This is a genomic window from Bacillus haynesii, from assembly GCF_014042035.1.
GTDB classification, from domain to species: Bacteria; Bacillota; Bacilli; order Bacillales; family Bacillaceae; genus Bacillus; species Bacillus haynesii.
Genome location: NZ_CP059494.1, coordinates 1,432,434 through 1,453,909, shown reverse-complemented (window position 1 = coordinate 1,453,909; position 21,476 = coordinate 1,432,434). Strand labels below are relative to the sequence as shown.

At 46.1% G+C, this 21,476-nt stretch carries 24 protein-coding genes; 19 read left to right on the top strand and 5 right to left on the bottom strand.

Annotated elements, in window-relative coordinates:
* Positions 1-100 precede the first annotated feature (100 nt).
* Both H2R00_RS07130 and H2R00_RS07125 read right to left on the bottom strand, forming a co-directional pair.
* Positions 101-307 carry a YlaI family protein gene (locus H2R00_RS07130; RefSeq protein ID WP_003181456.1) on the bottom strand — a complete coding sequence of 69 codons (207 nt, stop codon included), beginning with the start codon at positions 305-307 and terminating at the stop codon, positions 101-103.
* A 120-nt stretch (positions 308-427) separates the two neighbouring features.
* A complete protein-coding gene (locus H2R00_RS07125) occupies positions 428-1,042 on the bottom strand; it encodes a YhcN/YlaJ family sporulation lipoprotein (RefSeq protein WP_043927522.1) in 615 nt (204 codons plus the stop codon).
* 155 nt (positions 1,043-1,197) lie between these two features.
* Between H2R00_RS07125 and H2R00_RS07120 the strand changes: the two genes are divergently transcribed.
* Positions 1,198-2,526, top strand: a complete 1,329-nt coding sequence (locus H2R00_RS07120) for a PhoH family protein (protein ID WP_154996643.1) — start codon at positions 1,198-1,200, stop codon at positions 2,524-2,526.
* Between the two features lie 134 nt (positions 2,527-2,660).
* Here H2R00_RS07120 and H2R00_RS07115 read toward each other — a convergent pair whose 3' ends face one another.
* Entirely contained in the window at positions 2,661-3,143 is a 483-nt protein-coding gene (locus tag H2R00_RS07115; protein ID WP_154996641.1) for a peptidyl-prolyl cis-trans isomerase, read from the bottom strand.
* A 102-nt stretch (positions 3,144-3,245) separates the two neighbouring features.
* On the opposite strand from H2R00_RS07115, the gene glsA reads away from it, so the two are divergent.
* The 4 genes from glsA (at position 3,246) to pyc (ending at position 9,667) form a co-directional block, all read left to right on the top strand.
* The gene (gene glsA, locus H2R00_RS07110; RefSeq protein ID WP_411802188.1) at positions 3,246-4,190 is read left to right on the top strand and encodes a glutaminase A; all 945 of its coding nucleotides are present in this window, start codon (positions 3,246-3,248) and stop codon (positions 4,188-4,190) included.
* A gap of 132 nt (positions 4,191-4,322) precedes the next feature.
* Positions 4,323-4,604, top strand: coding sequence for an Fpa/YlaN family protein (locus H2R00_RS07105; protein WP_003181465.1), 282 nt, complete (start codon positions 4,323-4,325; stop codon positions 4,602-4,604).
* Positions 4,605-4,933: 329 nt separating this feature from the next.
* Positions 4,934-6,145, top strand: coding sequence for a putative lipid II flippase FtsW (gene ftsW / locus H2R00_RS07100; protein ID WP_154996637.1), 1,212 nt, complete (start codon positions 4,934-4,936; stop codon positions 6,143-6,145).
* Positions 6,146-6,223: 78 nt separating this feature from the next.
* Positions 6,224-9,667 carry a pyruvate carboxylase gene (gene pyc, locus H2R00_RS07095; RefSeq protein WP_182070732.1) on the top strand — a complete coding sequence of 1,148 codons (3,444 nt, stop codon included), beginning with the start codon at positions 6,224-6,226 and terminating at the stop codon, positions 9,665-9,667.
* Positions 9,668-9,749: 82 nt separating this feature from the next.
* Here the strand turns inward: pyc and H2R00_RS07090 are convergent, their stop codons facing one another.
* Positions 9,750-10,658, bottom strand: a complete 909-nt coding sequence (locus H2R00_RS07090) for a COX15/CtaA family protein (RefSeq protein WP_154996633.1) — start codon at positions 10,656-10,658, stop codon at positions 9,750-9,752.
* 402 nt (positions 10,659-11,060) lie between these two features.
* On the opposite strand from H2R00_RS07090, the gene cyoE reads away from it, so the two are divergent.
* The 6 genes from cyoE (at position 11,061) to ctaG (ending at position 17,121) form a co-directional block, all read left to right on the top strand.
* Positions 11,061-11,987 carry a heme o synthase gene (gene cyoE / locus H2R00_RS07085; protein WP_043927531.1) on the top strand — a complete coding sequence of 309 codons (927 nt, stop codon included), beginning with the start codon at positions 11,061-11,063 and terminating at the stop codon, positions 11,985-11,987.
* A 277-nt stretch (positions 11,988-12,264) separates the two neighbouring features.
* The gene (gene coxB / locus H2R00_RS07080) at positions 12,265-13,332 is read left to right on the top strand and encodes a cytochrome c oxidase subunit II (RefSeq protein ID WP_154996631.1); all 1,068 of its coding nucleotides are present in this window, start codon (positions 12,265-12,267) and stop codon (positions 13,330-13,332) included.
* 32 nt (positions 13,333-13,364) lie between these two features.
* Positions 13,365-15,233: a cytochrome c oxidase subunit I gene (gene ctaD, locus H2R00_RS07075; protein ID WP_411802189.1), complete on the top strand. Its 1,869-nt coding sequence runs from the start codon at positions 13,365-13,367 to the stop codon at positions 15,231-15,233.
* Positions 15,233-15,856: a cytochrome c oxidase subunit III gene (ctaE, locus tag H2R00_RS07070; RefSeq protein WP_020451275.1), complete on the top strand. Its 624-nt coding sequence runs from the start codon at positions 15,233-15,235 to the stop codon at positions 15,854-15,856. Before ctaD ends, ctaE begins: the two co-directional genes overlap by 1 nt.
* A 2-nt stretch (positions 15,857-15,858) precedes the next feature.
* Positions 15,859-16,188: a cytochrome c oxidase subunit IVB gene (gene ctaF, locus H2R00_RS07065; RefSeq protein ID WP_154996627.1), complete on the top strand. Its 330-nt coding sequence runs from the start codon at positions 15,859-15,861 to the stop codon at positions 16,186-16,188.
* 33 nt (positions 16,189-16,221) lie between these two features.
* A complete protein-coding gene (gene ctaG, locus H2R00_RS07060) occupies positions 16,222-17,121 on the top strand; it encodes a cytochrome c oxidase assembly factor CtaG (RefSeq protein WP_244958320.1) in 900 nt (299 codons plus the stop codon).
* Positions 17,122-17,177: 56 nt separating this feature from the next.
* Here the strand turns inward: ctaG and H2R00_RS07055 are convergent, their stop codons facing one another.
* Entirely contained in the window at positions 17,178-17,537 is a 360-nt protein-coding gene (locus H2R00_RS07055) for a YugN family protein (RefSeq protein ID WP_154997848.1), read from the bottom strand.
* A 167-nt stretch (positions 17,538-17,704) separates the two neighbouring features.
* Here H2R00_RS07055 and H2R00_RS07050 point away from each other — a divergent pair, with 167 nt between their 5' ends.
* The 8 genes from H2R00_RS07050 (at position 17,705) to H2R00_RS21365 (ending at position 21,443) form a co-directional block, all read left to right on the top strand.
* Positions 17,705-18,151 (top strand): CBS domain-containing protein, encoded by a 447-nt coding sequence (locus H2R00_RS07050; protein ID WP_182070730.1) that lies wholly within the window; start codon positions 17,705-17,707, stop codon positions 18,149-18,151.
* 141 nt (positions 18,152-18,292) lie between these two features.
* Positions 18,293-19,336, top strand: coding sequence for a CAP domain-containing protein (locus H2R00_RS07045; RefSeq protein ID WP_154997844.1), 1,044 nt, complete (start codon positions 18,293-18,295; stop codon positions 19,334-19,336).
* Between the two features lie 138 nt (positions 19,337-19,474).
* Positions 19,475-19,873, top strand: a complete 399-nt coding sequence (gene ylbD, locus H2R00_RS07040) for a YlbD family protein (RefSeq protein WP_154997842.1) — start codon at positions 19,475-19,477, stop codon at positions 19,871-19,873.
* A gap of 14 nt (positions 19,874-19,887) precedes the next feature.
* Complete coding sequence (locus tag H2R00_RS07035) at positions 19,888-20,127, top strand: YlbE-like family protein (protein ID WP_154997840.1); 240 nt, start codon at positions 19,888-19,890, stop codon at positions 20,125-20,127.
* Positions 20,128-20,204: 77 nt separating this feature from the next.
* Positions 20,205-20,336, top strand: a complete 132-nt coding sequence (locus H2R00_RS21370) for a hypothetical protein (protein WP_261763599.1) — start codon at positions 20,205-20,207, stop codon at positions 20,334-20,336.
* Positions 20,337-20,405: 69 nt separating this feature from the next.
* Positions 20,406-20,855, top strand: coding sequence for a regulatory iron-sulfur-containing complex subunit RicF (gene ricF, locus H2R00_RS07030; RefSeq protein ID WP_003181503.1), 450 nt, complete (start codon positions 20,406-20,408; stop codon positions 20,853-20,855).
* Between the two features lie 71 nt (positions 20,856-20,926).
* Positions 20,927-21,199 (top strand): YlbG family protein, encoded by a 273-nt coding sequence (locus tag H2R00_RS07025; RefSeq protein WP_009328559.1) that lies wholly within the window; start codon positions 20,927-20,929, stop codon positions 21,197-21,199.
* Positions 21,200-21,308: 109 nt separating this feature from the next.
* The gene (locus H2R00_RS21365; protein WP_261763598.1) at positions 21,309-21,443 is read left to right on the top strand and encodes a hypothetical protein; all 135 of its coding nucleotides are present in this window, start codon (positions 21,309-21,311) and stop codon (positions 21,441-21,443) included.
* Positions 21,444-21,476: the final 33 nt, after the last annotated feature.

Here is a 21,476-nt window from a genome sequence, read left to right as displayed (position 1 = left end):
TAAAGATACTATAAATGAAAATGTTTATCAACTATATTCTTTTGTTTTGTTACTTGTGTAACAAAAATATAATGAAAAAGCATGGAGCTTGTCCATGCTTTTATGACTTGATCTGCTCTTTATCTTTTCTGTGCGGATATAACTTAAAACGGCCGGTTTTCATCCGGTTTTCGGTTTTGATTTTAATTCGTTCGCTGCATTCATGGCACATATAGGTATGTATCGGCCGGTTTCGGAGACGTTTGGCAATGAGTGTGTCATCATCGATTTTTTCGATTTTGTCACACAATGAACACTTTACCCTCACTTGATTCACCTCGCTTACGATTCATTATACCTTAATCAATCGGACAAATAAATTTTCTCCTTTAGAAAAAAGGAAAAAGCCTGTGCCGTCAAGAAAACAGTGGCACAGGCTTTTTTAAAGTTATTGCTGCCGATTTTTCATATGCTTGTTCGATTGGTTATTCTGCTTCTTTTCGAGCTGATTCTGGTTTCTTTCATTCAGCTGGTCGTTGTTGGATTTTGTAGGATTTGTTTGCTGGTTGTCTGTTGCGTCGTTGGGCACTTCAGGAAGGACGCGCCCGACGATGGCTGCCAGCTCGTCGAGAATCCCTTTGACAGGACGTCCCGCTTGAATTTCTCTGCCCATTGCCCGCAGGCGGTTTACAGTGTCGGGATCAGCGACAACGGCGGCATTTGCTCCGTAAGGGTCATTCTGCAGAGCTTCAGCGACCGAATACTTAATGGATTCTACTTTGCTGCGTTCCAAATTGTCTTTCACATCAATTCCGACGACGGCGAGCCTGCCGAGCACGACAGCGGTCGCATCATTGACACCCGGAACGCTTTCTGTGATCTTCACAAGGCGCCGTGAGATGGCTTGTCCGTCTTCACGGTTTACCGGCTCCTGGGCGCTGTTTTTTACATGAATCGGTCTGTTGCCGGGAAGCTCATTCGCTTCATTTCGGGCATTATTTTGAATGCCGCAGGCTGAAAGCAGCATAACGGTTTGAATTAGGATCAAAAAAAAGATTCGCACTTGAGGTTGCCTCCTTAAAAATGCTTTCATTATTTTTTATTGTTGAATTAACCTTCTATCTTTATTCATAAAAACATATATTTTAGCGGGCGCTCCATCAGCTTTTAACCCAAATGAAAAGAAAAGGCTAAAAATCCTGATCAGGAGGCGGAAGATTGAGTAAAATTTATGTGCTAGATACGAATGTGTTATTGCAGGATCCGAATTCAATCTTTTCTTTTGAAGATAACGAGGTTGTCATCCCGGCTGTCGTATTGGAAGAAGTCGATTCAAAGAAACGCTACATGGATGAAATCGGGAGGAATGCAAGGCGCGTATCTAAATTGATAGATGATTTGCGTTTAAAAGGAAGGCTGTATGAAAATGTTCCCCTCCCAAACGGAGGAAGCTTGAGAATCGAGCTTAATCATCGCTCTTTTCAGCAGCTTCAGGAAATCTTTATCGAAAAAACTAGCGACAACCGCATTTTAGCCGTAGCGAAAAACCTCAGCCTAGAAGAAGAAACGAAAGAAGGCGGCAGGCCGGTTATCCTTGTCAGCAAAGATATGCTGATCCGCGTCAAAGCCGATGCCATCGGCTTGATGTCAGAGGATTTTTTGCACGACAGGGTTGTCGACAATGATGATATATACAGCGGTTATACGGATCTGTACATTCGCTCGGATCAGATGAATTCATTTTTTGAACATCACTGTTTGCCGCTTGACGAAATCAGCAGAGAGACGCTGTGTCCGAACCAGTTTGTCGTCATGAAGGACGCGCTCGGCGGATCATCCTCTGCGGTTGGAATCGTTGATCAAAGCGGAAAAACCGTGAAAAAGCTTGTTTTTGATCAGGAGCAGGTTTGGGGCATCCGTTCGCGAAATGTTCAGCAGACGATGGCGCTGGAACTTCTTTTAAGACAAGATATTCCGCTTGTCACCCTGATCGGAAAAGCCGGCACAGGGAAAACTCTGCTTGCGCTGGCAGCGGGGCTGCTGCAGACAGAGGATCTGGGGAATTTTAAAAAGCTTGTTGTCACAAGGCCGATCGTTCCTGTCGGAAAAGATCTCGGCTATCTTCCGGGTGAAAAAGAAGAAAAACTTCGCCCGTGGGTCCAGCCTATTTTTGATAACCTGGAATACTTGTTCAATGCAAAAAAGCCGGGGGAACTTGATGATATTTTAGCGGGGATGGGCTCCATTCAAGTCGAAGCTCTCACATATATAAGGGGCAGAAGCATTCCCGACCAATTCATCATCATTGATGAGGCCCAAAATCTGACCAAGCATGAAGTCAAAACGCTTCTGACTCGCGTCGGGGAAGGCAGCAAAATCGTATTGATGGGAGACACCGAACAGATCGACCATCCTTATCTGGATGCGATGAACAACGGCCTGGCCTATGTTGTAGAGCGTTTTAAGGATCAAAAAATTTCCGGAAACGTAAAGCTTTTAAAAGGAGAGCGCTCCCGGCTTGCAAGGCTTGCTGCTGATCTGCTGTAATTAAAAAACCCGGGCTTTTAACCCAGGTTTCAACTTGCACAGCACGCGGGCCGGGTCGCCGGCAAGAGCCGAAAACCCGGCCGGGAAAAGGGGAGGCGGAGTGTTTCATCGCCTCCGGCGCACCAGTTGCTGCTTTAAACAATGTGAATTTCTTTTACTTGTTTCACAGGAGTCATCCTGTTTGAACCGTCGGGAAAATAAACGTGTACAGGCCCGTCTTCGCCAAGCGGCTTGCCTTTGTTGCTGAAGCAGAGAATCATGCCGCCCGCTTCTTCGATCGGAATGGAGACGTCTTCACCTTCCGTTTTGAAGAGGCATTTGACGGCGGAGCCTGACACCTCCGCATTTTTCAAAAAAGGTTCAAGCTTGATCCCGAAAGTGCTGTCAAGCAATTTTTCCTTTTCATACTTTTTCTCTGATTTCAGCGTCGGCGGTGATACAGCACCTTCTCTAATTTGCCGTTCCCTGTCAATCACAAGGTCGTCATCTTCATCTTTTACCTCTCCGAAATGTGAAAAGAACTGATCGAGATCGAATTTTCGGTCATCAAAAATCCAGACGCTCGGATCGAGCGTAATCGGATACTTTACATTTCCTGTGATCGTTACAATGCTCATGTCTCTACCACTCCCTCACAAAAATTATAAGCGCTTTCTTTCGAATTGTCACTTCTCATAACAAAAGCCCTCTCCGGGAAAGATAACAGCAATGAAGATCGGATGGAGGGAAAAAACTTGAATTGCCGGGATAATGAGGAGCTCGAATATTTTGTCACAGAAGCGAAAAAAGTGACGGACAAAGGAAAGGTTGCATCTTACATACCGGCTTTGGCCGAATTATCGGAGGACGATTTGTCGGCGGCGGTCTACTTTACAGACGGGACGTGTATATCAGCGGGGGATGTGGAAAAAGCCTTCACTCTGCAAAGCATATCAAAAGTATTGTCGCTTGCCCTCGTCTTGATCGATCACGGCCCGGAAAAAGTGTTTCATTATGTAGGACAAGAGCCGACTGGTGATCCGTTTAACTCCATCATCAAACTTGAAACCGTCAACCCGGGGAAGCCGCTGAATCCGATGATAAACGCCGGAGCGTTGGTGGTCACAAGCATGATTAAGGGAGAGACGAACACTGATAAGATCGGCAGACTGCTTGATTTTATTAAAAAACTGGCAAATAACCGGAACATTACCATATGTGAGAAGGTCGCCGAATCTGAATTTGAAACCTCAATGGTCAACAGGGCGATGTGTTATTACATGAAAGAGCACGGCATTTTTCAGGCTGAGGTTGAGGATGTCATGGATGTATATACAAAACAGTGCGCCATTGAAATGAACAGCCTAGACCTGGCGAAAATCGGCTCTGTTTTTGCTTTGAACGGCAAACATCCCGAAACGGGAGAGCAAATCATACCGAAGGATATCGCGAGAATTTGCAAGACATTTATGGTCACATGCGGAATGTATAATGCCAGCGGCGAATTCGCAATCAAAATCGGCATTCCCGCCAAAAGCGGTGTTTCTGGGGGGATCATGGGGCTGTCCCCATACCGTTTCGGCATCGGCATCTTCGGGCCCTCGCTCGATGAAAAGGGAAACAGCATCGCCGGAATCCGGCTTTTAGAGCTATTATCTGCGAATTACAGTTTAAGCATTTTTTAAAATGTGAGCGGAAGCTTAAAACACGAGTCTTGGAAATATGGCGAAAGGACAGAAATAGCTTGCTTTTTTTCGGCTGAGGCTTTATCATAAATAGAAGAATTAGGTACTCGCCTGGGGAACGGAGGGATACTTTTGGCGTCTGAGATTGTAGTCGACCATCGTGAAAAAGCACTTGCCTTGTTAAAACGTGATGCTGATAAAATCTTAAAGCTGATTCAAGTGCAAATGGACAACTTAACGATGCCTCAATGTCCTCTTTATGAAGAGGTTTTAGATACACAAATGTTCGGACTCTCTAGGGAAATTGATTTTGCTGTCCGCCTTGGATTAGTGGATGAAGAAGAGGGTAAAGAACTGCTTTACAGGCTGGAACGTGAATTGTCTGCATTACATGATGCATTTACAAAAAAATAAATGAACACCTCAGAAGAATCTTTCTGTCTGAGTCAGCTTGTCGACGACGTTTCGATAGAAACAAACTGCCGGCAGGCTTTTTTGTTATGGAATGAGAAAGAAAACGCCCATTGATGAAGGAATGGCCGCTGTTCGTGCCGAATAAACGAAGACGCACGGTATGCCGATAAAAAAATAGAATGGCAGTCTTGGAATAGACGGACTTTTCTTTCTGACGAGATTCGAAGTCTTATGAAAAAGGTATCTTTCGTGCTTTTTAAGAAAGTGTAGTAAAATAACGAAGGAGTTACCACAAACACATTTTGAAGGCAAGTAAGGAAGAGGATAATATGATAAAAAGAATGCTTAAATCCTATGATTATTCATTAATCTTTGCTGTATTTCTGCTGTGCGGGTTCGGGCTCGTCATGGTGTACAGTTCAAGCATGATCACAGCCGTGACAAGGTACGGACAAGACAGCAGCTACTTTTTTGACAGGCAGCTGATATTTTTAGCGCTTGGAACCGTCATATTTTTAGGCGCGGCGCTTTTTCCGTATAAGGCTTTTGCCAATCAAAAATTCCAAAAGTTTTTGCTGCTCATTTCCGTCGTCGCTTTGTTCGCGCTGTTTGTTGTCGGACATGTGGCCGGGAATGCCCAAAGCTGGTTCAGGGTTTCGAATTACGGCATCCAGCCGGGGGAGTTTGTCAAGCTGACCGTCATCTTGTATCTTTCTTCCGTCTATGCCAAAAAGCAAAGCTATATTGACAACTTGGGAGCCGGAATCGCACCTCCTGCGATCATCACGCTTTTCATTTGCGCGCTGGTCGCTGCTCAGCCGGATGTGGGAACAGCTTTTATCATCGCTTTAATCGCATTGTGCATCATTTTGTGCTCTGGATTCAGCGGCAAAACGCTGTTAAAGCTCGTGCTTTTGGCCGGGGCTGTCCTTGTGCTCGTCAGCCCGCTCATTTATTTCAACTGGGACAGCATTTTAACAGAGGGACGGATGAAGCGGTTTGAAAGCTACCAAAACCCGTTTAAAGACGCGGGAGATTCAGGCTTTCAAGTCGTCAATTCCTACTTGGCGATCGGTTCGGGGGGGCTGTTCGGCCTAGGCCTCGGCGAGAGCGTACAGAAGTATGGGTATCTGCCTGAAACGCACACCGATTTTATTATGGCGGTCATCGCTGAGGAGCTCGGTATTTTCGGTGTCCTTTTTGTCATACTGCTGCTTGCTTTTATCGTTTTAAAAGGGTTTTATATTGCAAGAAAATGCGACGATCCGTTTGGAAGCTTGCTTGCGATCGGGATATCGAGCATGATCGCCATCCAGTCTTTCGTGAACCTGGGCGGCATATCCGGCTTGATTCCTTTGACAGGTGTGACGCTTCCGTTTATCAGCTATGGAGGGTCATCGCTCATTCTGCTGATGGCAAGCGCGGGGATATTGGTGAACATCAGCATGTTTAATGAATACTTTGATCGGTTCAAACGAAAACAGCCTGTTAATACTACAAAAACCAAAGAAAATCAATATAAAAAAAGTATAAATTTTTAAAAAACTAAGCGTGTACAATGCCCATCCGATTCATTTAGAATAGATACATACTTAAAACAGCGGATGAGGGGGAACGACATGTCACAACAGTCTATTCAAAAAGTTCTTGTTGCAAACAGAGGGGAAATCGCTATCCGCGTATTTCGCGCCTGCACAGAACTGAATATCCGTACGGTAGCGATCTATTCTAAAGAAGACAGCGGATCTTACCACAGATACAAAGCCGATGAAGCATACCTGGTCGGCGAAGGGAAAAAGCCGATTGACGCTTATCTTGATATTGAAGGTATCATCGAGATTGCAAAACGCAACCATGTGGATGCCATCCATCCAGGCTATGGCTTCCTGTCAGAAAACATTCAGTTTGCAAAGCGGTGTGAAGAGGAAGGCATCATCTTTATCGGGCCGACCTCCAAGCACCTCGATATGTTTGGAGATAAAGTAAAAGCCCGTGAACAAGCTGAAAAAGCAGGAATTCCCGTCATACCGGGGAGCGACGGACCAGTGGCTGATATAGCGGAGGTCAAACAATTTGCGGAGGAGTTCGGATATCCGTTTATTATTAAAGCGTCGCTTGGCGGCGGCGGCCGCGGCATGCGGATCGTCAGAGACGAATCGGAGCTGGAGGAATCCTATAACAGGGCGAAATCAGAAGCGAAAGCGGCTTTTGGCAATGATGAAGTGTATGTCGAAAAGCTGATCGAAAAGCCGAAGCACATTGAAGTTCAAGTTATTGGAGATAAAGAAGGGAACGTTGTTCACCTTTACGACCGCGACTGCTCTGTGCAAAGGCGTCATCAAAAGGTCATCGAAGTGGCGCCGAGCGTTTCGCTGTCAGAATCCCTCCGGGAAGAGATTTGCGAAGCCGCCGTTAAGCTTGCGAAGAATGTTGACTATGTCAATGCCGGTACGGTCGAATTTTTAGTTGCGAACGATGAGTTTTTCTTTATTGAAGTCAACCCGCGTGTTCAGGTGGAGCACACCATTACGGAAATGGTGACGGGTGTCGATATCGTACAGACGCAAATCCTGATTGCTGCCGGATTCAGTCTGGACAGCAGCGAAATCAGCATTCCGAACCAGGATGCCATCACGCTGCACGGATATGCGATCCAGTCAAGGGTTACGACTGAAGACCCGTCAAACAATTTCATGCCTGACACAGGCAAAATCATGGCATATCGCTCAGGCGGCGGTTTCGGGGTGAGGCTTGATACCGGAAACAGTTTTCAAGGCGCTGTCATTACGCCTTATTACGACTCGCTGCTTGTTAAGCTTTCAACCTGGGCGCTGACGTTTGAACAGGCGGCAGCCAAAATGGTCCGCAACCTTCAGGAATTCAGGATCAGGGGAATCAAAACGAACATTCCTTTCCTTGAAAATGTGGCGAAGCACGAAAAGTTTCTCACAGGGCAATACGATACGTCTTTTATCGATACAACGCCTGAACTCTTTGTCTTTCCTAAGCAGAGAGACCGCGGAACAAAAATGCTGACATACATCGGGAACGTAACGGTTAACGGCTTCCCGGGCATCGATAAAAAGAAGAAGCCTGAGTTCGATAAGCCGCAGATCGTCAAAACAGATGTCGATCAGCCAATCGCAAGCGGAACAAAACAGATTCTTGATGAACGCGGAGCCGAAGGGCTCGTCAAATGGGTGAAAGATCAAGAGGAAGTGCTCCTCACTGATACGACGTTCCGCGATGCCCATCAGTCACTGCTTGCGACAAGATTCAGAACGCATGACCTGAAAAAAATCGCCAATCCGACGGCTGCACTCTGGCCAGAGCTTTTCAGCCTTGAAATGTGGGGCGGCGCCACATTTGATGTCGCTTACCGTTTCTTGAAAGAAGACCCGTGGAAAAGGCTCGAGGAGCTGCGGAAGGAAATTCCGAATACGATGTTTCAAATGCTGTTGAGATCTTCGAATGCCGTCGGGTATACAAACTACCCTGACAACCTGATTAAAAAGTTTGTCAGCGAATCTGCTGCGGCTGGAATCGATGTATTCCGCATTTTTGACAGCTTGAACTGGGTTAAAGGGATGACGCTCGCCATTGATGCAGTGCGCGAGTCAGGCAAGCTTGCCGAAGCGGCGATCTGCTATACCGGGGACATTCTCGATCCGAACAGAACCAAATATAACCTTGAATATTATACGTCAATGGCAAAAGAGCTTGAAGCAGCGGGGGCGCATATTCTCGGCATTAAAGATATGGCCGGCCTGCTGAGACCTCAAGCGGCATACGAACTGGTGTCAGCTTTGAAAGAGACGATCGACATTCCGATCCACTTGCATACGCACGATACGAGCGGCAACGGTATTTTTATGTACGCGAAGGCGATAGAAGCAGGCGTCGACATCGTCGACGTAGCGGTCAGCTCTATGGCGGGTCTGACATCACAGCCAAGCGCAAGCTCGCTTTACCATGCGCTTGAAGGCGATAAGCGCCGTCCGCAGTTCAATGTCGATGCGGTAGAGTCGTTGTCTCAATATTGGGAGTCTGTCAGAAAATATTACAGCGAGTTTGAGAGCGGCATGAATGCGCCTCATACCGAAATTTACAAGCATGAAATGCCTGGCGGCCAATACAGCAACCTTCAGCAGCAGGCTAAGGGAGTCGGCCTCGGCGAACGCTGGAATGAAGTGAAAGAAATGTACAGCCGGGTTAACCACCTGTTCGGGGACATCGTAAAGGTTACGCCGTCATCTAAAGTCGTCGGGGATATGGCGCTTTACATGGTGCAAAATAACCTGACGGAAGATGATATTTACGAAAGGGGAGAATCTCTCGACTTTCCTGACTCGGTTGTTGAGCTTTTTAAAGGGTATATCGGCCAGCCTCACGGCGGATTCCCTGAAAAATTGCAAAAGCTGATTTTAAAAGGGCAGGAGCCGATTACAGTACGCCCTGGAGAACTGCTTGAACCGGTTTCGTTTGACGATATAAAAGCGGAGTTTAAGGAAACGCATGATCTGGAGCTTTCCGACCAGGATGCTGTCGCATATGCGCTTTATCCGAAAGTGTTTACCGAGTATGTGAAGACAGCGGAACTGTACGGGGACATCTCTGTGCTTGATACACCGACCTTCTTCTACGGCATGACGCTCGGCGAAGAAATCGAGGTCGAGATTGAAAGAGGGAAAACGCTGATCGTCAAACTTGTCTCTATCGGGGAACCGCGCCCTGATGCGACGAGAGTCGTTTATTTTGAACTGAACGGCCAGCCTCGCGAAGTGGTCATTAAAGACGAAAGCATCAAATCGTCCGTTCATCAAAAGGTGAAAGCCGACCGTTCAAACCCGAATCATATCGCGGCATCCATGCCGGGAACGGTGATTAAGCTTCTTGTAAGCAAAGGGGACCCAGTGAAGAAGGGCGATCATTTAATGATCAATGAAGCGATGAAAATGGAAACGACCGTCCAGGCTCCGTTTTCAGGAACTGTTGAAAACATTCACGTAACAAACGGAGAAGCCATTCAAACCGGCGACCTCCTTATTGAGCTGAAAAAATAAAATTGCGGCCGCTGACTTTTGTCGGCGGCCTCTTTTTAATGAAAAAATCCCCCGCAACAGGCGGAGGATCAACCGTTTATTTTTATTTTTGCACCTGCCTGCGATAGCGCACCACAAGCAGCAGGAAGTAGCAAAGGATTCCAAACACGCAGGAAATGAAGAAAGCGTGGGCGAGAGCAAATCCCAAATCCAGTCTGCTGTAGACAACCGCAATTCCTGAGGCAGCCTGAAGGATGATCAGGATCAGGGAAATCATCCAGCCCCAATAAATGCGTTTTTGATTTTTATACTGTCTGGCTGCATGTACAGCTGCCGCGATGATCCAGGCGAACAGAAGAAGCGCCGCAGCCCTGTGTCCCATCTGCACCCATTCGTGAAACTTCCCGGGAAGCCAGCCGTTTTGCGTGCTGCACATCGGAAAATCAAGGCACGCAAGGCTTGACTTCGTATGCCGGACATATGCGCCTGTATAAACGACGATATATGTGTATATAATGATTCCTATCATATGAAACTGCATGGTTTTTCCTATATAAAACGATTCGGCTTTCTGCTTGCTGTCAGCTTCAAACACCAGGAGCGTCAACAGCAGGACAGAGGCAAAGGAAATAAGCGAGATTCCGAAGTGCAAAGCCATGATCAGGGACGATGACCCGAAGACAACCGCCGCAGCACCCAAGAGCGCTTGAAGAATGAGAAAGACGACCGACATCACCGCGAGAAATTTCGTTTCTCTGATATGGCCGATTTTTTTCCAAGACCAAATGGCGAGAGCCAGCACAAGGATGCCGGATGTGCCGCTGACAAACCTGTGGCTCCATTCGATAATCGATTCAAGGGTTAGAGCCGGGAATATGCTTCCGTTGCAAAGCGGCCAAGATCTGCCGCAGCCCATTCCTGAACCCGTCTTTGTGACGAGGGCGCCGCCGATCAGCACGAAAAGCATGGCGATAGTTGTGATAATTCCCAAGCCTTTTAATGCTTTATTCATAAATTCAATTCTCCTTTTTTAATGCAAACTGACTAATAAAAAGATATTTACCATCTTCAAGTGTAAGCGAATTGATGTTCTGCTGCAATTCATAATGATTATTGTTCACAAAAATGCAATAGAAGGCGTTCACATTTTTATTGGTTTTGAAGACTTGATAATTCTGGCTTCGTTTGATAGAACTATATTAGAATGACAGTGGTTTTCCGCTCTTGTTCACAACTTTTCCTTCATCTGTAAAGAAAGTCATAAAAAGTTCACAAATATAAACCGGTTTGTCGATTAATATTTAATAGGCTGTTTTTTTCCAACCGGTAATCTTGTATGATAGAGTTGTAGGTTTTTTATGAATATACCGCTTCTCTTGACGTGATGAAGGTTTGAGTAAGGGGGGTTAGTATTATGGCTGAAACAAGAATTACAGCTGATACAGCAATGAATGGACAAATAGAAGAGACGACAGCATGGAAAGATTTCCTCGCCCTGATCAAAGTCGGGATTGTTTACTCGAACCTGATAACAACTTTTACGGGCATGTGGCTCGCTTTTTACTTTTCAAATCTGAGCTTTCTAGGAAACCTTGATATCGTGCTGTTCACTTTAGCGGGGTCCTCGCTTATTATTGCAGGATCATGCGTCATCAACAACTACTATGACCGTGATATTGACCAGCTCATGCAGCGGACGAAAACAAGGCCGACGGTGACTGGAAAAATCCAGCCTTCACAGGCATTGTGGTTCGGCATTCTGCTGACTGCGCTCGGTTTTATCATGCTGCTGATGACCAATCTGACAGCTGCCGCAGTAGGGTTTGTCGGCGTCTTTACGTATGTGTTTCTTTACACGATGTGGTCAAAGCGCCGCTATACCGTTAATACGATCATCGGAAGTGTATCAGGGGCTGTTCCTCCTTTGATCGGATGGACCGCTGTCCAAGGTTCCATCGGAGTTGAGGCGTGGGTGCTGTTTTTAATTATGTTTATTTGGCAGATTCCCCACTTTCTGGCGCTTGCGATTAAGAAAACGGAGGAATACAGAGCCGCAAATATTCCGATGCTGCCTGTTGTACACGGTTTTGAAGTGACGAAAAGGCAAATCATCATTTGGATTGCCTGCTTAATGCCGCTGCCGTTTTTCCTTGGCGGACTCGGACTGCCGATCGTCATTTTAGGGACGGTACTCAATATCGGCTGGCTCGTTTGCGGTCTGGTCGGTTACAGAAGCAAAAATATCATGAAGTGGGCAACGCTCATGTTTGTATATTCATTAAATTACTTGACCATATTTTTCGTTGCCATGGTCGTATTTACACTTTTTAAAATTGGATAGAACTCTATAATTCATCACATTGAAGGCTGTCACTTAACACTTCAAGCAGACAACAATCATGTAAAAGCCGCCTTATCGATTTTTTCGATTATGTTTAACAAGGCGGCTTTACGTTCATACATAGATGGTATTTTGAGTAAAAAACCTCATTATTTAAGAAATGAGGAAATGTAAGTGCTTTAATTGGAGTGGGGAGTCAGATGAATGAATAGGTGTCCTATAAACGTTTGAACAGTGAAAGTTTCAAAAGGATTGATTGAAAAGGGGTTGGGAAGAAATGTTAAAGAAATGGCGTCTGATGTCGCTGTTCACTATTTTGGCGCTCGTTTTAGCAGGGTGCGGAGAACCGTTCATATCAACGCTGCAGCCGGCGGGCGAGGTGGCTGATCAGCAGTATTTCCTAATGATTCTCAGCACGTTGATCATGGTTGTTGTTGTAGTAGTGGTAAGTTTCATTTTCGTATTTGTCATCGTCAAGTACAGAAGATCTAAGCTCGGTGATGACCACATCCCGAAACAGGTTGAAGGAAACCGCAATTTAGAAATTTTATGGACTGTTATTCCGATTATTCTCCTTCTTATCCTGGTTGTTCCTGTTGTTGCACAGACCTTTGATCTTGCTGATACAAAACCGATGGATAAGAAAAACAGGGATCCGGAGAAGACGCTGGTCGTCAACGTCCGGGCAAACCTTTACTGGTGGGAATTCGAATATCCTGACTACGGCGTGGTGACGAGCCAGGAGCTGGTCGTGCCGACCGATGAACGCGTTTACTTCAAGCTGAAAGCTTCCGATGTCAAACATTCATTCTGGGTTCCTTCTATCGGGGGTAAGATTGATACGAACACAGACAATGAAAACAAATTCTTCTTAACGTTCGATTCAAAACGCGCGGAAAAAGCCGGAGATTATTTCTACGGGAAATGCGCCGAGCTCTGCGGACCTTCCCACGCTTTAATGGACTTTAAAGTTAAAGCGGTTTCGAAGGATGAGTTCAAGAAATGGATGAGCGATATGGAAAACTATAAAGCGGGGGCGAAAACCGATCTCGCTGTTGAAGGAGAAAAAGTTTTCAAAGAGAAAAACTGCCTGAGCTGTCATGCAACCGATTCAAAAGACCAAAGGGCGGAAGCGGCCAGAACGGCTCCGAACCTCGCGACTTTTGGAGACAGGTCGACGATCGCCGGTGTGAAGGAATTCAACGATGAAAACTTGAAAGCGTGGCTCAAGGATCCTGAAAGCATAAAACCGGGCAACAAAATGACCGGCACATACCCTGATTTGAGCGACAAGGAACTTGATGCACTGACTGAATATTTAAAGGGGTTAAAAACGGAAGACTAACGCTTCAAAGGGAGAATGAGGGAGGTTACATTGTGAGTACGCTTAAGAAAAAGCAAGGTTTTGGGGCTGTATTATGGGACTATTTAACGACTGTCGATCATAAAAAGATTGCCATCCTTTATTTGCTGGGCGGCGGGTTCTTCTTTGTGCTCGGTGGAATCGAAGCGATGCTGATCAGGCTTCAGCTGATGATACCCAACAATGACATCATGAGTGGCGGAGTCTACAATGAGATCATGACGATGCACGGCACAACGATGATTTTCCTGGCAGCGATGCCGCTTTTGTTTGCATTGATGAACGCCGTCGTCCCGCTGCAGATAGGCGCGCGGGATGTCGCGTTTCCATTCTTGAACTCGCTCGGCTTTTGGCTGTTTCTTTTCGGCGGCATTTTTCTGAATTTAAGCTGGTTTTTGGGAGGGGCACCCGATGCCGGCTGGACGTCATATGCGTCGCTTTCCCTTCACTCCGAAGGGCACGGGATCGATTTCTATGTTCTCGGTCTGCAAATTGCAGGGATCGGTACGCTGATTGCCGGGATTAACTTTCTTGCGACGATTATCAACATGAGGGCGCCGGGCATGACATACATGAGGCTGCCGCTTTTCACATGGACGACATTTGTCGCTTCGGCTTTGATTTTGTTCGCGTTCCCGCCGCTGACCGTAGGCATCGCGCTCTTGATGCTGGACCGGTTGTTCGGAACGAGCTTTTTCAATCCGGAATTAGGCGGTAATACGATCATTTGGGAGCATCTGTTCTGGATTTTCGGGCACCCTGAAGTTTATATTCTCGTACTCCCGGCGTTCGGAATTTTTTCGGAAATCATTCCGGTTTTTGCGAGAAAAAGGCTATTCGGCTATTCTTCAATGGTATTTGCGACCGTACTGATCGGCTTTTTAGGCTTCATGGTTTGGGCACACCATATGTTTACAACGGGTCTCGGGCCTGTGGCGAACGCCATTTTTGCGGTGGCGACGATGGCCATCGCCGTCCCGACCGGAATTAAAATCTTCAACTGGTTGCTCACGGCTTGGGGCGGGAGCATTAAGTTTACAACGCCGATGCTTTACGCGATATCTTTTATCCCGTCGTTTGTCATGGGCGGGGTGACAGGTGTAATGCTTGCTGCTGCACCGGCTGACTATCAGTTCCATGACACGTACTTTGTCGTGGCCCACTTCCATTACGTCATCATCGGCGGAGTGGTGTTCGCCATCCTCGCGGGGGCTCATTACTGGTGGCCGAAAATGTTCGGAAAAATGCTGAGTGAAGCGTTGGGTAAAATAACATTTGTGCTCTTTTTCATCGGGTTCCATCTCACTTTCTTCATCCAGCATTGGCTCGGATTGTGGGGAATGCCGAGACGCGTGTTCACTTACTTGCCGAATCAGGGATTTGACATGGCAAACTTGATCAGTTCAATCGGAGCTGTGTTTATGGCGGCTGCGGTCATCATACTCGTGATCAATATTATCGTGACGACTGCCAAAGGGGAAAAAGTCGGCAGCGATCCTTGGCATGACGGAAGAACGCTCGAGTGGGCCGTTTCTTCGCCGCCTCCTGAATACAACTTTAAACAGTTGCCTTTGGTCAGAGGCCTTGATGCTTTATGGATCGAAAAAAGAGCCGGCAAGCAGTCAATGACCGCCGCGGAGCCGCTTCAGGACATCCATATGCCAAACGGATCGATTCTTCCGTTCATCATGTCACTCGGGCTGTTTATATCCGCCTTCGGCTTTATGTACCGGACGGAATTTGCCTGGGGGCTGCCTGTCATTCTGATCGGATTAGGGATCACGTTATTTATGATGCTACTCCGGTCTGTAATTGATGACCACGGGTACCATATTCATAAAGAAGAGCTGATGGATGATGACGACAAAGGGGTGAAGGCATAATGCATACAGAAGAGAAATTGACGGCTGAAACCTTCCCGGCTTCTCCTGAAAAAGCTACGTTAGAAGGAAAAAATAAGTTTATCGGCTTTTGGCTATTTCTCGGGGGAGAGACGGTTCTTTTCGCGTCTCTCTTCGCAACATACCTTGCGCTGAAGAATTCGAATGCAGGGGGACCGAAAACGACCGAGATGTTTGACATGGGGCTGGTTTTTCTGGCGACAATGCTCCTTTTGACGAGCAGTTTAACGAGCGTGTATGCCATGTATCATATGAAGAACTTCGCTTTTAAAAAGATGCAGGTTTGGCTCGGAATTACCGTTCTGCTCGGTGCAGGCTTCCTGGCGCTTGAAATATATGAGTTTACGCATTACATTCACGAATATGGGTTCACCATTCAGAGCTCGGCTCTCGGCTCCGCTTTTTATACGCTAGTCGGCACGCACGGAGCACACGTTACCTTCGGGCTTCTCTGGATTCTTTCTTTGATGATCAGAAATGCGCGCCGCGGATTAAGCCTTTACAATGCGCCGAAGTTTTTTGTCGCAAGTCTCTACTGGCATTTTATCGACGTTGTCTGGGTGTTTATCTTTACCGTTGTATACTTGATGGGGATGGTGGGATAAAAATGGTGAATAACGAAAACAGAGGGAATCCCAAAACAGATCTTGCCTACCGCAAAAAGAAAAACGCGGAGGACATGAGATATCAGGTTATTTCATTCGGTTTGATGATCGGCCTGACCATTGTCGCTTTTTTAACGGTCGCCTCAGATGCCGGAGTATGGTTTACTGTCCCGTTCATTCTGCTGCTGGCCGTCATTCAGGTTGCGTTTCAGCTGTATTACTTTATGCATATGAGTCAGCGGGGGCATGAAGCGCCGACTTTGTTCCTTTATTCGGGCGTTTTGGTCGCTTTTATTACCGTTTTGGCTTTTGTGACGCTTATTTGGTGGTAATCGAACCGACATACAGAAAGGAGGATGCTCATGTTGGGCAGCCTTGAAATATTCGGTTTTCGCGCCCTTTGGAGCCCCTATTTCCTAGGGGCTGTCGTTTTCATAACCGCCCTTTACTTTTTTCTGATGAAACGTTTAGGATCAGAAGAAGAGCGGGTATCCAGGAAAGAAATCGGTTTATTCCTGACGGCAATGATTCTTTTATACGTGTCCAAAGGCAGTCCGATTGATTTGCTGGGACATATTATGTTCAGCGCGCATATGGCGCAAATGGCGGTTTTGTATTTGATCGTGCCGCCTTTGATCATCCTTGGCATACCGACTTGGTTTTGGAAAAAGGTCATTTTTCTGCCGATCGTCAAGCCGCTGTTCCGGTTTTTTTCCAAACCATTGATCGCGATTATCGTATTTAACGGTTTATTTTCGATGTATCACATTCCATTGGTGTTTGATTTTATTAAGACAGATGCCGTTTATCATGCCGTTATTACGGTGCTGATCTTTATTGCAGCGTTTTTCATGTGGTGGCCGCTCGTTCACAAGGTCGAGGAGCTTCCGCAGATGAACGGACTTTTGAAACTCGGCTACATTATGGCTGATGGCATTTTGCTGACACCGGCATGCGCGTTAATCATGTTCAGCGATACGGCTCTGTATTCGACATATTCAGATCCGTCCGCATGGGCGGAGGCCATGAAACTGTGCGTTCCTCTCGATACGCTGAGCGGAATGACGCTTACAGGTCCGGAAATGTTCAGCAGCATGCCTGTTCTGGAAGATCAGCAGCTTGGCGCGATCGTCATGAAAATTTTACAGGAAATCGTGTACGGGACATTTTTGGCGATTATCTTTTTCGGCTGGGCGAAGAAGGAAAGAGCCAAAGACGAAAAGGAACTGGAAGAAGAACGATACTCTCCGTCTACGGTTCATTAAGATGAAAAAAGGGTACAGCCTCACCCGAGGGGCTGTACCCTTTTTATGTACGCCTTCTACACTTCAAGCGCTGAAACTTTTTCTTTGATCGAATTCAACACCGTTTTGCTTGTTTTGAGGAGCTGCGGCGGAAAGTGTTCGTCTTCACCGTATTCCACTCCATGGGGATAATAATATTTGCCCAAAAGCGGTGTCATCAGTTTAATTACCGCGCGCCGGGCGCCCACATCACCTTCGACGGCATATCCGAACACGCGGAGGTAGTACCTACCTTCCACCATATCGAATTTGCGGTCATATGTGACGCGTTCATAATCCCATTGTCCAGCTCTTACGAACCCTACGTTTTCCATGATGTCGTCTAACCGGTTAAGGTCAGCAGTCAATCCTTCAATACCGGATTCTTCAAATTTCATCCCGTAAAACCCCCTTAAAAAAATTACCTTTACTGACAATCATAGTATGAAAGCGTTAAACTTTCAATCCTGGCTGAGCCGATATATAAATATTTTTGTGAACAGTATGAATCGCGGGCGGCTTGACGACAATATGAACAAACGAAAGACAAGAGGAGGTCTTCTGATTGACACGTGTGAAAGATATCATGACAAAGGAAATATTATACTGTACGGTTCTTGATAATGTGTACGAGGCTGCCGTGAAAATGAAAGACGGGAATGTCGGAGCGATTCCGGTTGTGCTTGATGACGGCTTGGAACTGGTTGGGATCGTCACTGACCGGGATTTGGTGCTGCGGGGAATCGCAGCTAAAAAACCGAATTCGCAAAAGATTACAAATCTCATGACGACGGATCTCATTACGGTAAGTGAAGACGATTCAATTGAAAAAGCGGTTGATCTCATGGGAGATTATCAGATCAGAAGGGTCCCGGTTACACGGGAAAAAAAGCTTGCCGGCATCATTACGCTCGGCGATATTTCAACTCATCAAGAATCAAACCGTCAGGCTGGTGACGCGCTGACATTTATATCAGAAAACGAAGAGAGGCCTGAAGATTTTCTTCATTAAAACATATTTTGTCTCAAATCTTAATAGGCTGTATTATCATTGAAAATTCATGTCAGTTCTGTTTAAATGACACTAAAGGCAAGTTTTTGATGCGGTGCGCCGTTTTATGGATAGATTGATCCGTCAGTCGGAGGTGAAAGTTTGAAAAATATATTAAGAGCGGTCGTGATCCTTCTCATCGTTGCGGCTTCATACACGCTGTTTATTCAATACGGTTCAACGCCTGAGAAAATTGCGAAGGAAGACAAGCCGCAAGTCTCAAACGAAGATGCGAAAAAAGAGAAGTCCTTGAACATTCCCGATTCCGGCCTGCTTTCTTTTATCGGAGAATCGGCTGAGACGATCGAAAAGAAACTGGGGAAACCGGACAGAGTCGATCCGTCAGCATATGATTATGAATGGTGGGTCTATAACAAAGGGGAAAAACAGTACGTTCAAATCGGCTTGCTTGGCGGCAAGGCCGTGACATTGTTTGCGACAGGCGACGGGCTGAACACCGCTCCGTTTAAAATTGGAAGGCCGTCAAGGGATGTTTTCAAAACCACCCAGATTGCCCCGTATGTCAATGTTCAATATAAAGGCAATTCATACCGTTTTGAGTTTTCCGAAGAAGACATGAATACAAGGCCGACAGTGAAAGTCGGAGACATCTATGTTCAGCTGTACATGGATAAATTCGAGGGAACACTTTCAAGCATCAGGGCATTTGATGCGCCGACTTTAATCAAGCAAAGGCCGTATGAAGTTGTCTACAGAGGCACCCTGATCGAACCTAAAGCATTGACAGAATCAGATTGGAAGAAAATTGAAAAAGCAAATGAGAAGCAGATTTTTGATATAACGAACGTCATCCGCGCAAGACACGACCTGTCTCAGCTCTCTTGGGATGAAGGCGTATCAAAAGTTGCTTACGGCCACAGCAGCGACATGAAAGAGCACCATTATTTCTCCCATGTGTCAAAAACGGAAGGCACCCTCAAAGACAGGCTTGAAAAAGGAAAAGTCAACTTTGAGCAGGCGGGGGAAAATATCGCGCTCAACTATGTCGACGGGCCTGCGGCGGTTGAAGGCTGGTTAAACAGCGAAGGACACAGAAAAGCGCTGTTAAATGCCGACTATACCCATCTCGGAGTCGGGGTGGACGAGAAATATTATACGCAAAACTTTATTAAAGAATGGCAATAGAGCCCGGGACAATATCCGGGCTTTTCGTTTTTTGAGAAATCCTGAAATGCCGGCGAAAAAGAGGAATTTTAGGCGAACACATTTTGCCGGGGCGGATTACACTATAGTAGGCATATGTTTTCGGAGGGGGTGTAGACGTTGGCAAATCAAAATGCGCAATCATCCATTGATGAATTTAAGCAATTTATCAAACGGCATCCTAAGTTGATTTCCGAAGTGCGGAAACAAGAAAAAAGCTGGCAGGAAGTATATGAAAACTGGGTTTTGCTCGGGGAAGACGATTCGATTTGGGATCCGTACAGGGATAAAGAAGCTTCGGCAGAAAAGGAGCCGGACGCTGGCGACAGAAATGATTTCATTTCTAAAGTGGTGACTGCCGTCCGAAAGATGGATGCCAATCAAATGAATGAGCAGATCAATAAAATGAGCCAGTCTATTTCTTCGCTGCAAAGCTTGCTCAGCCAGTTTTCGGGCGGAAGCCAAAAACAGCAGAATCAAAGCGGCGGCGAGCATCCGTTTTCTTTCCGAAAAGATTAGGGAAGGAGTCAGACATGCGTAAAGAAGTGCAGGAGTATGTGTTCGCCGATGCAGAGCGCCGCCGGTTCATCCGTGAGCAGCCGGTCTGGTACCGCAAGCTTTCGCGGAATCCGAATGACCTGTCAGCCTTTCATCTCGATATGATGAATTTTTATGAAAAAACGATTCCTCACAGGGTCAACCAGTTATCAGGCAGCATTCAGATGGCCCAGATGATGCTTCAAATGTTTCATGCGATGCGCACTCAGGATTAATTTAATGCCTGAGTGTTTTTTTATGATGATAAATCGCGCCATTCTGGTAAAGCTAGGTGTGAAGGAGTTGATCTGTGATGAAGAAGTGCTGGCTTGTGATGCTGCTGTGCCTCTTGCTGGCCGGCTGCGCCACCCATAAACCAAAGCCCAAGGGCTTATCAGATTGGCGCGAAGCTGCTTGCGAAAGCGAAGTTTTTGGAAAATTATAGTTCGGAGGCGGCATAGACATTTTTGAAAACGACTGATTTGTGATACACTATAGCTGGAGGTGCATGTCTATGTTTGCCACAATGGAATCGTTGCGGCTTCAAAATGAAGCATATGATTTGGCCAACATGATTCTTCAATCTGAGGCAGCTGAACATTACAGAAAATGCTACAAGCGTCTCCGCGAAGATGAAGAGGCCGGACGCATTATCGCTTCGTTTACGAAAATAAAAGAACAGTATGAGGATGTACAGCGCTTTGGCAAGTATCATCCTGATTATAAAGAGATATCCAAGAAAATGAGGGAAATCAAACGGGAGCTTGACCTTCACGATACAGTAGCCGAATTTAAAAAGGCGGAAACCGAGCTGCAATCCATACTTGATGAAGTTAGCGTGGAAATCGGTCATGCTGTGTCAAAACATATCAAAGTACCGACTGGAAACCCTTATTTTGATAATCTTTCATCTTGCGGCGGCGGCTGCGGGTCAGGCGGAAGCTGCGGCTGTAAAGTTTCCTGATGAGGCTCGGTCGTCCCGAGTCTCGTTTTTTTATAGAACTTCATGCACAGAGCGACAGGCAGGTGAACAATTTGGAAATCAGGCGTCAAGGCTTAATCGTTTGGCTGCACTCCTTGAAGCAGGCGAAAATGCTCAGGAAATTCGGAAATGTTCATTACGTTTCAAAGCGGCTGAAATATGTAGTGGTGTATTGCAATATGGAAGATGCCGAAAGAATCATCGCTAAAATACGTTCGTACTCTTTTGTCAAACAGGTGGATCTTTCATACAAACCGTTCTTGAAAATGGAGTTTGAATCCAAGCAGGATAAAGCGAAAGAATACGACTATAAAGCCGGGCTCTGACTTGGTTTATGTTAAAAAAATCCCCGCAGAAATACCTCTGCGGGGTCCTTCTATTCCTTAAAAAATTAAGGAGAAGGCAAAGGGAGAGGAGAAACCGGAGGAAGAACTTATGGGGAAACGTAAGTCTTCTCCGCGGTTGGCAACAACATCAATCGATGCTGTTGCTATTATTATCACCACTGACCCTTTTTGCTATACATATGAATTTGCACTTTGGGTGTTTGTGCCAGAAAACACTTTATGATAAGATAGGAATGATTTTTTTCGAGTTTTAAGA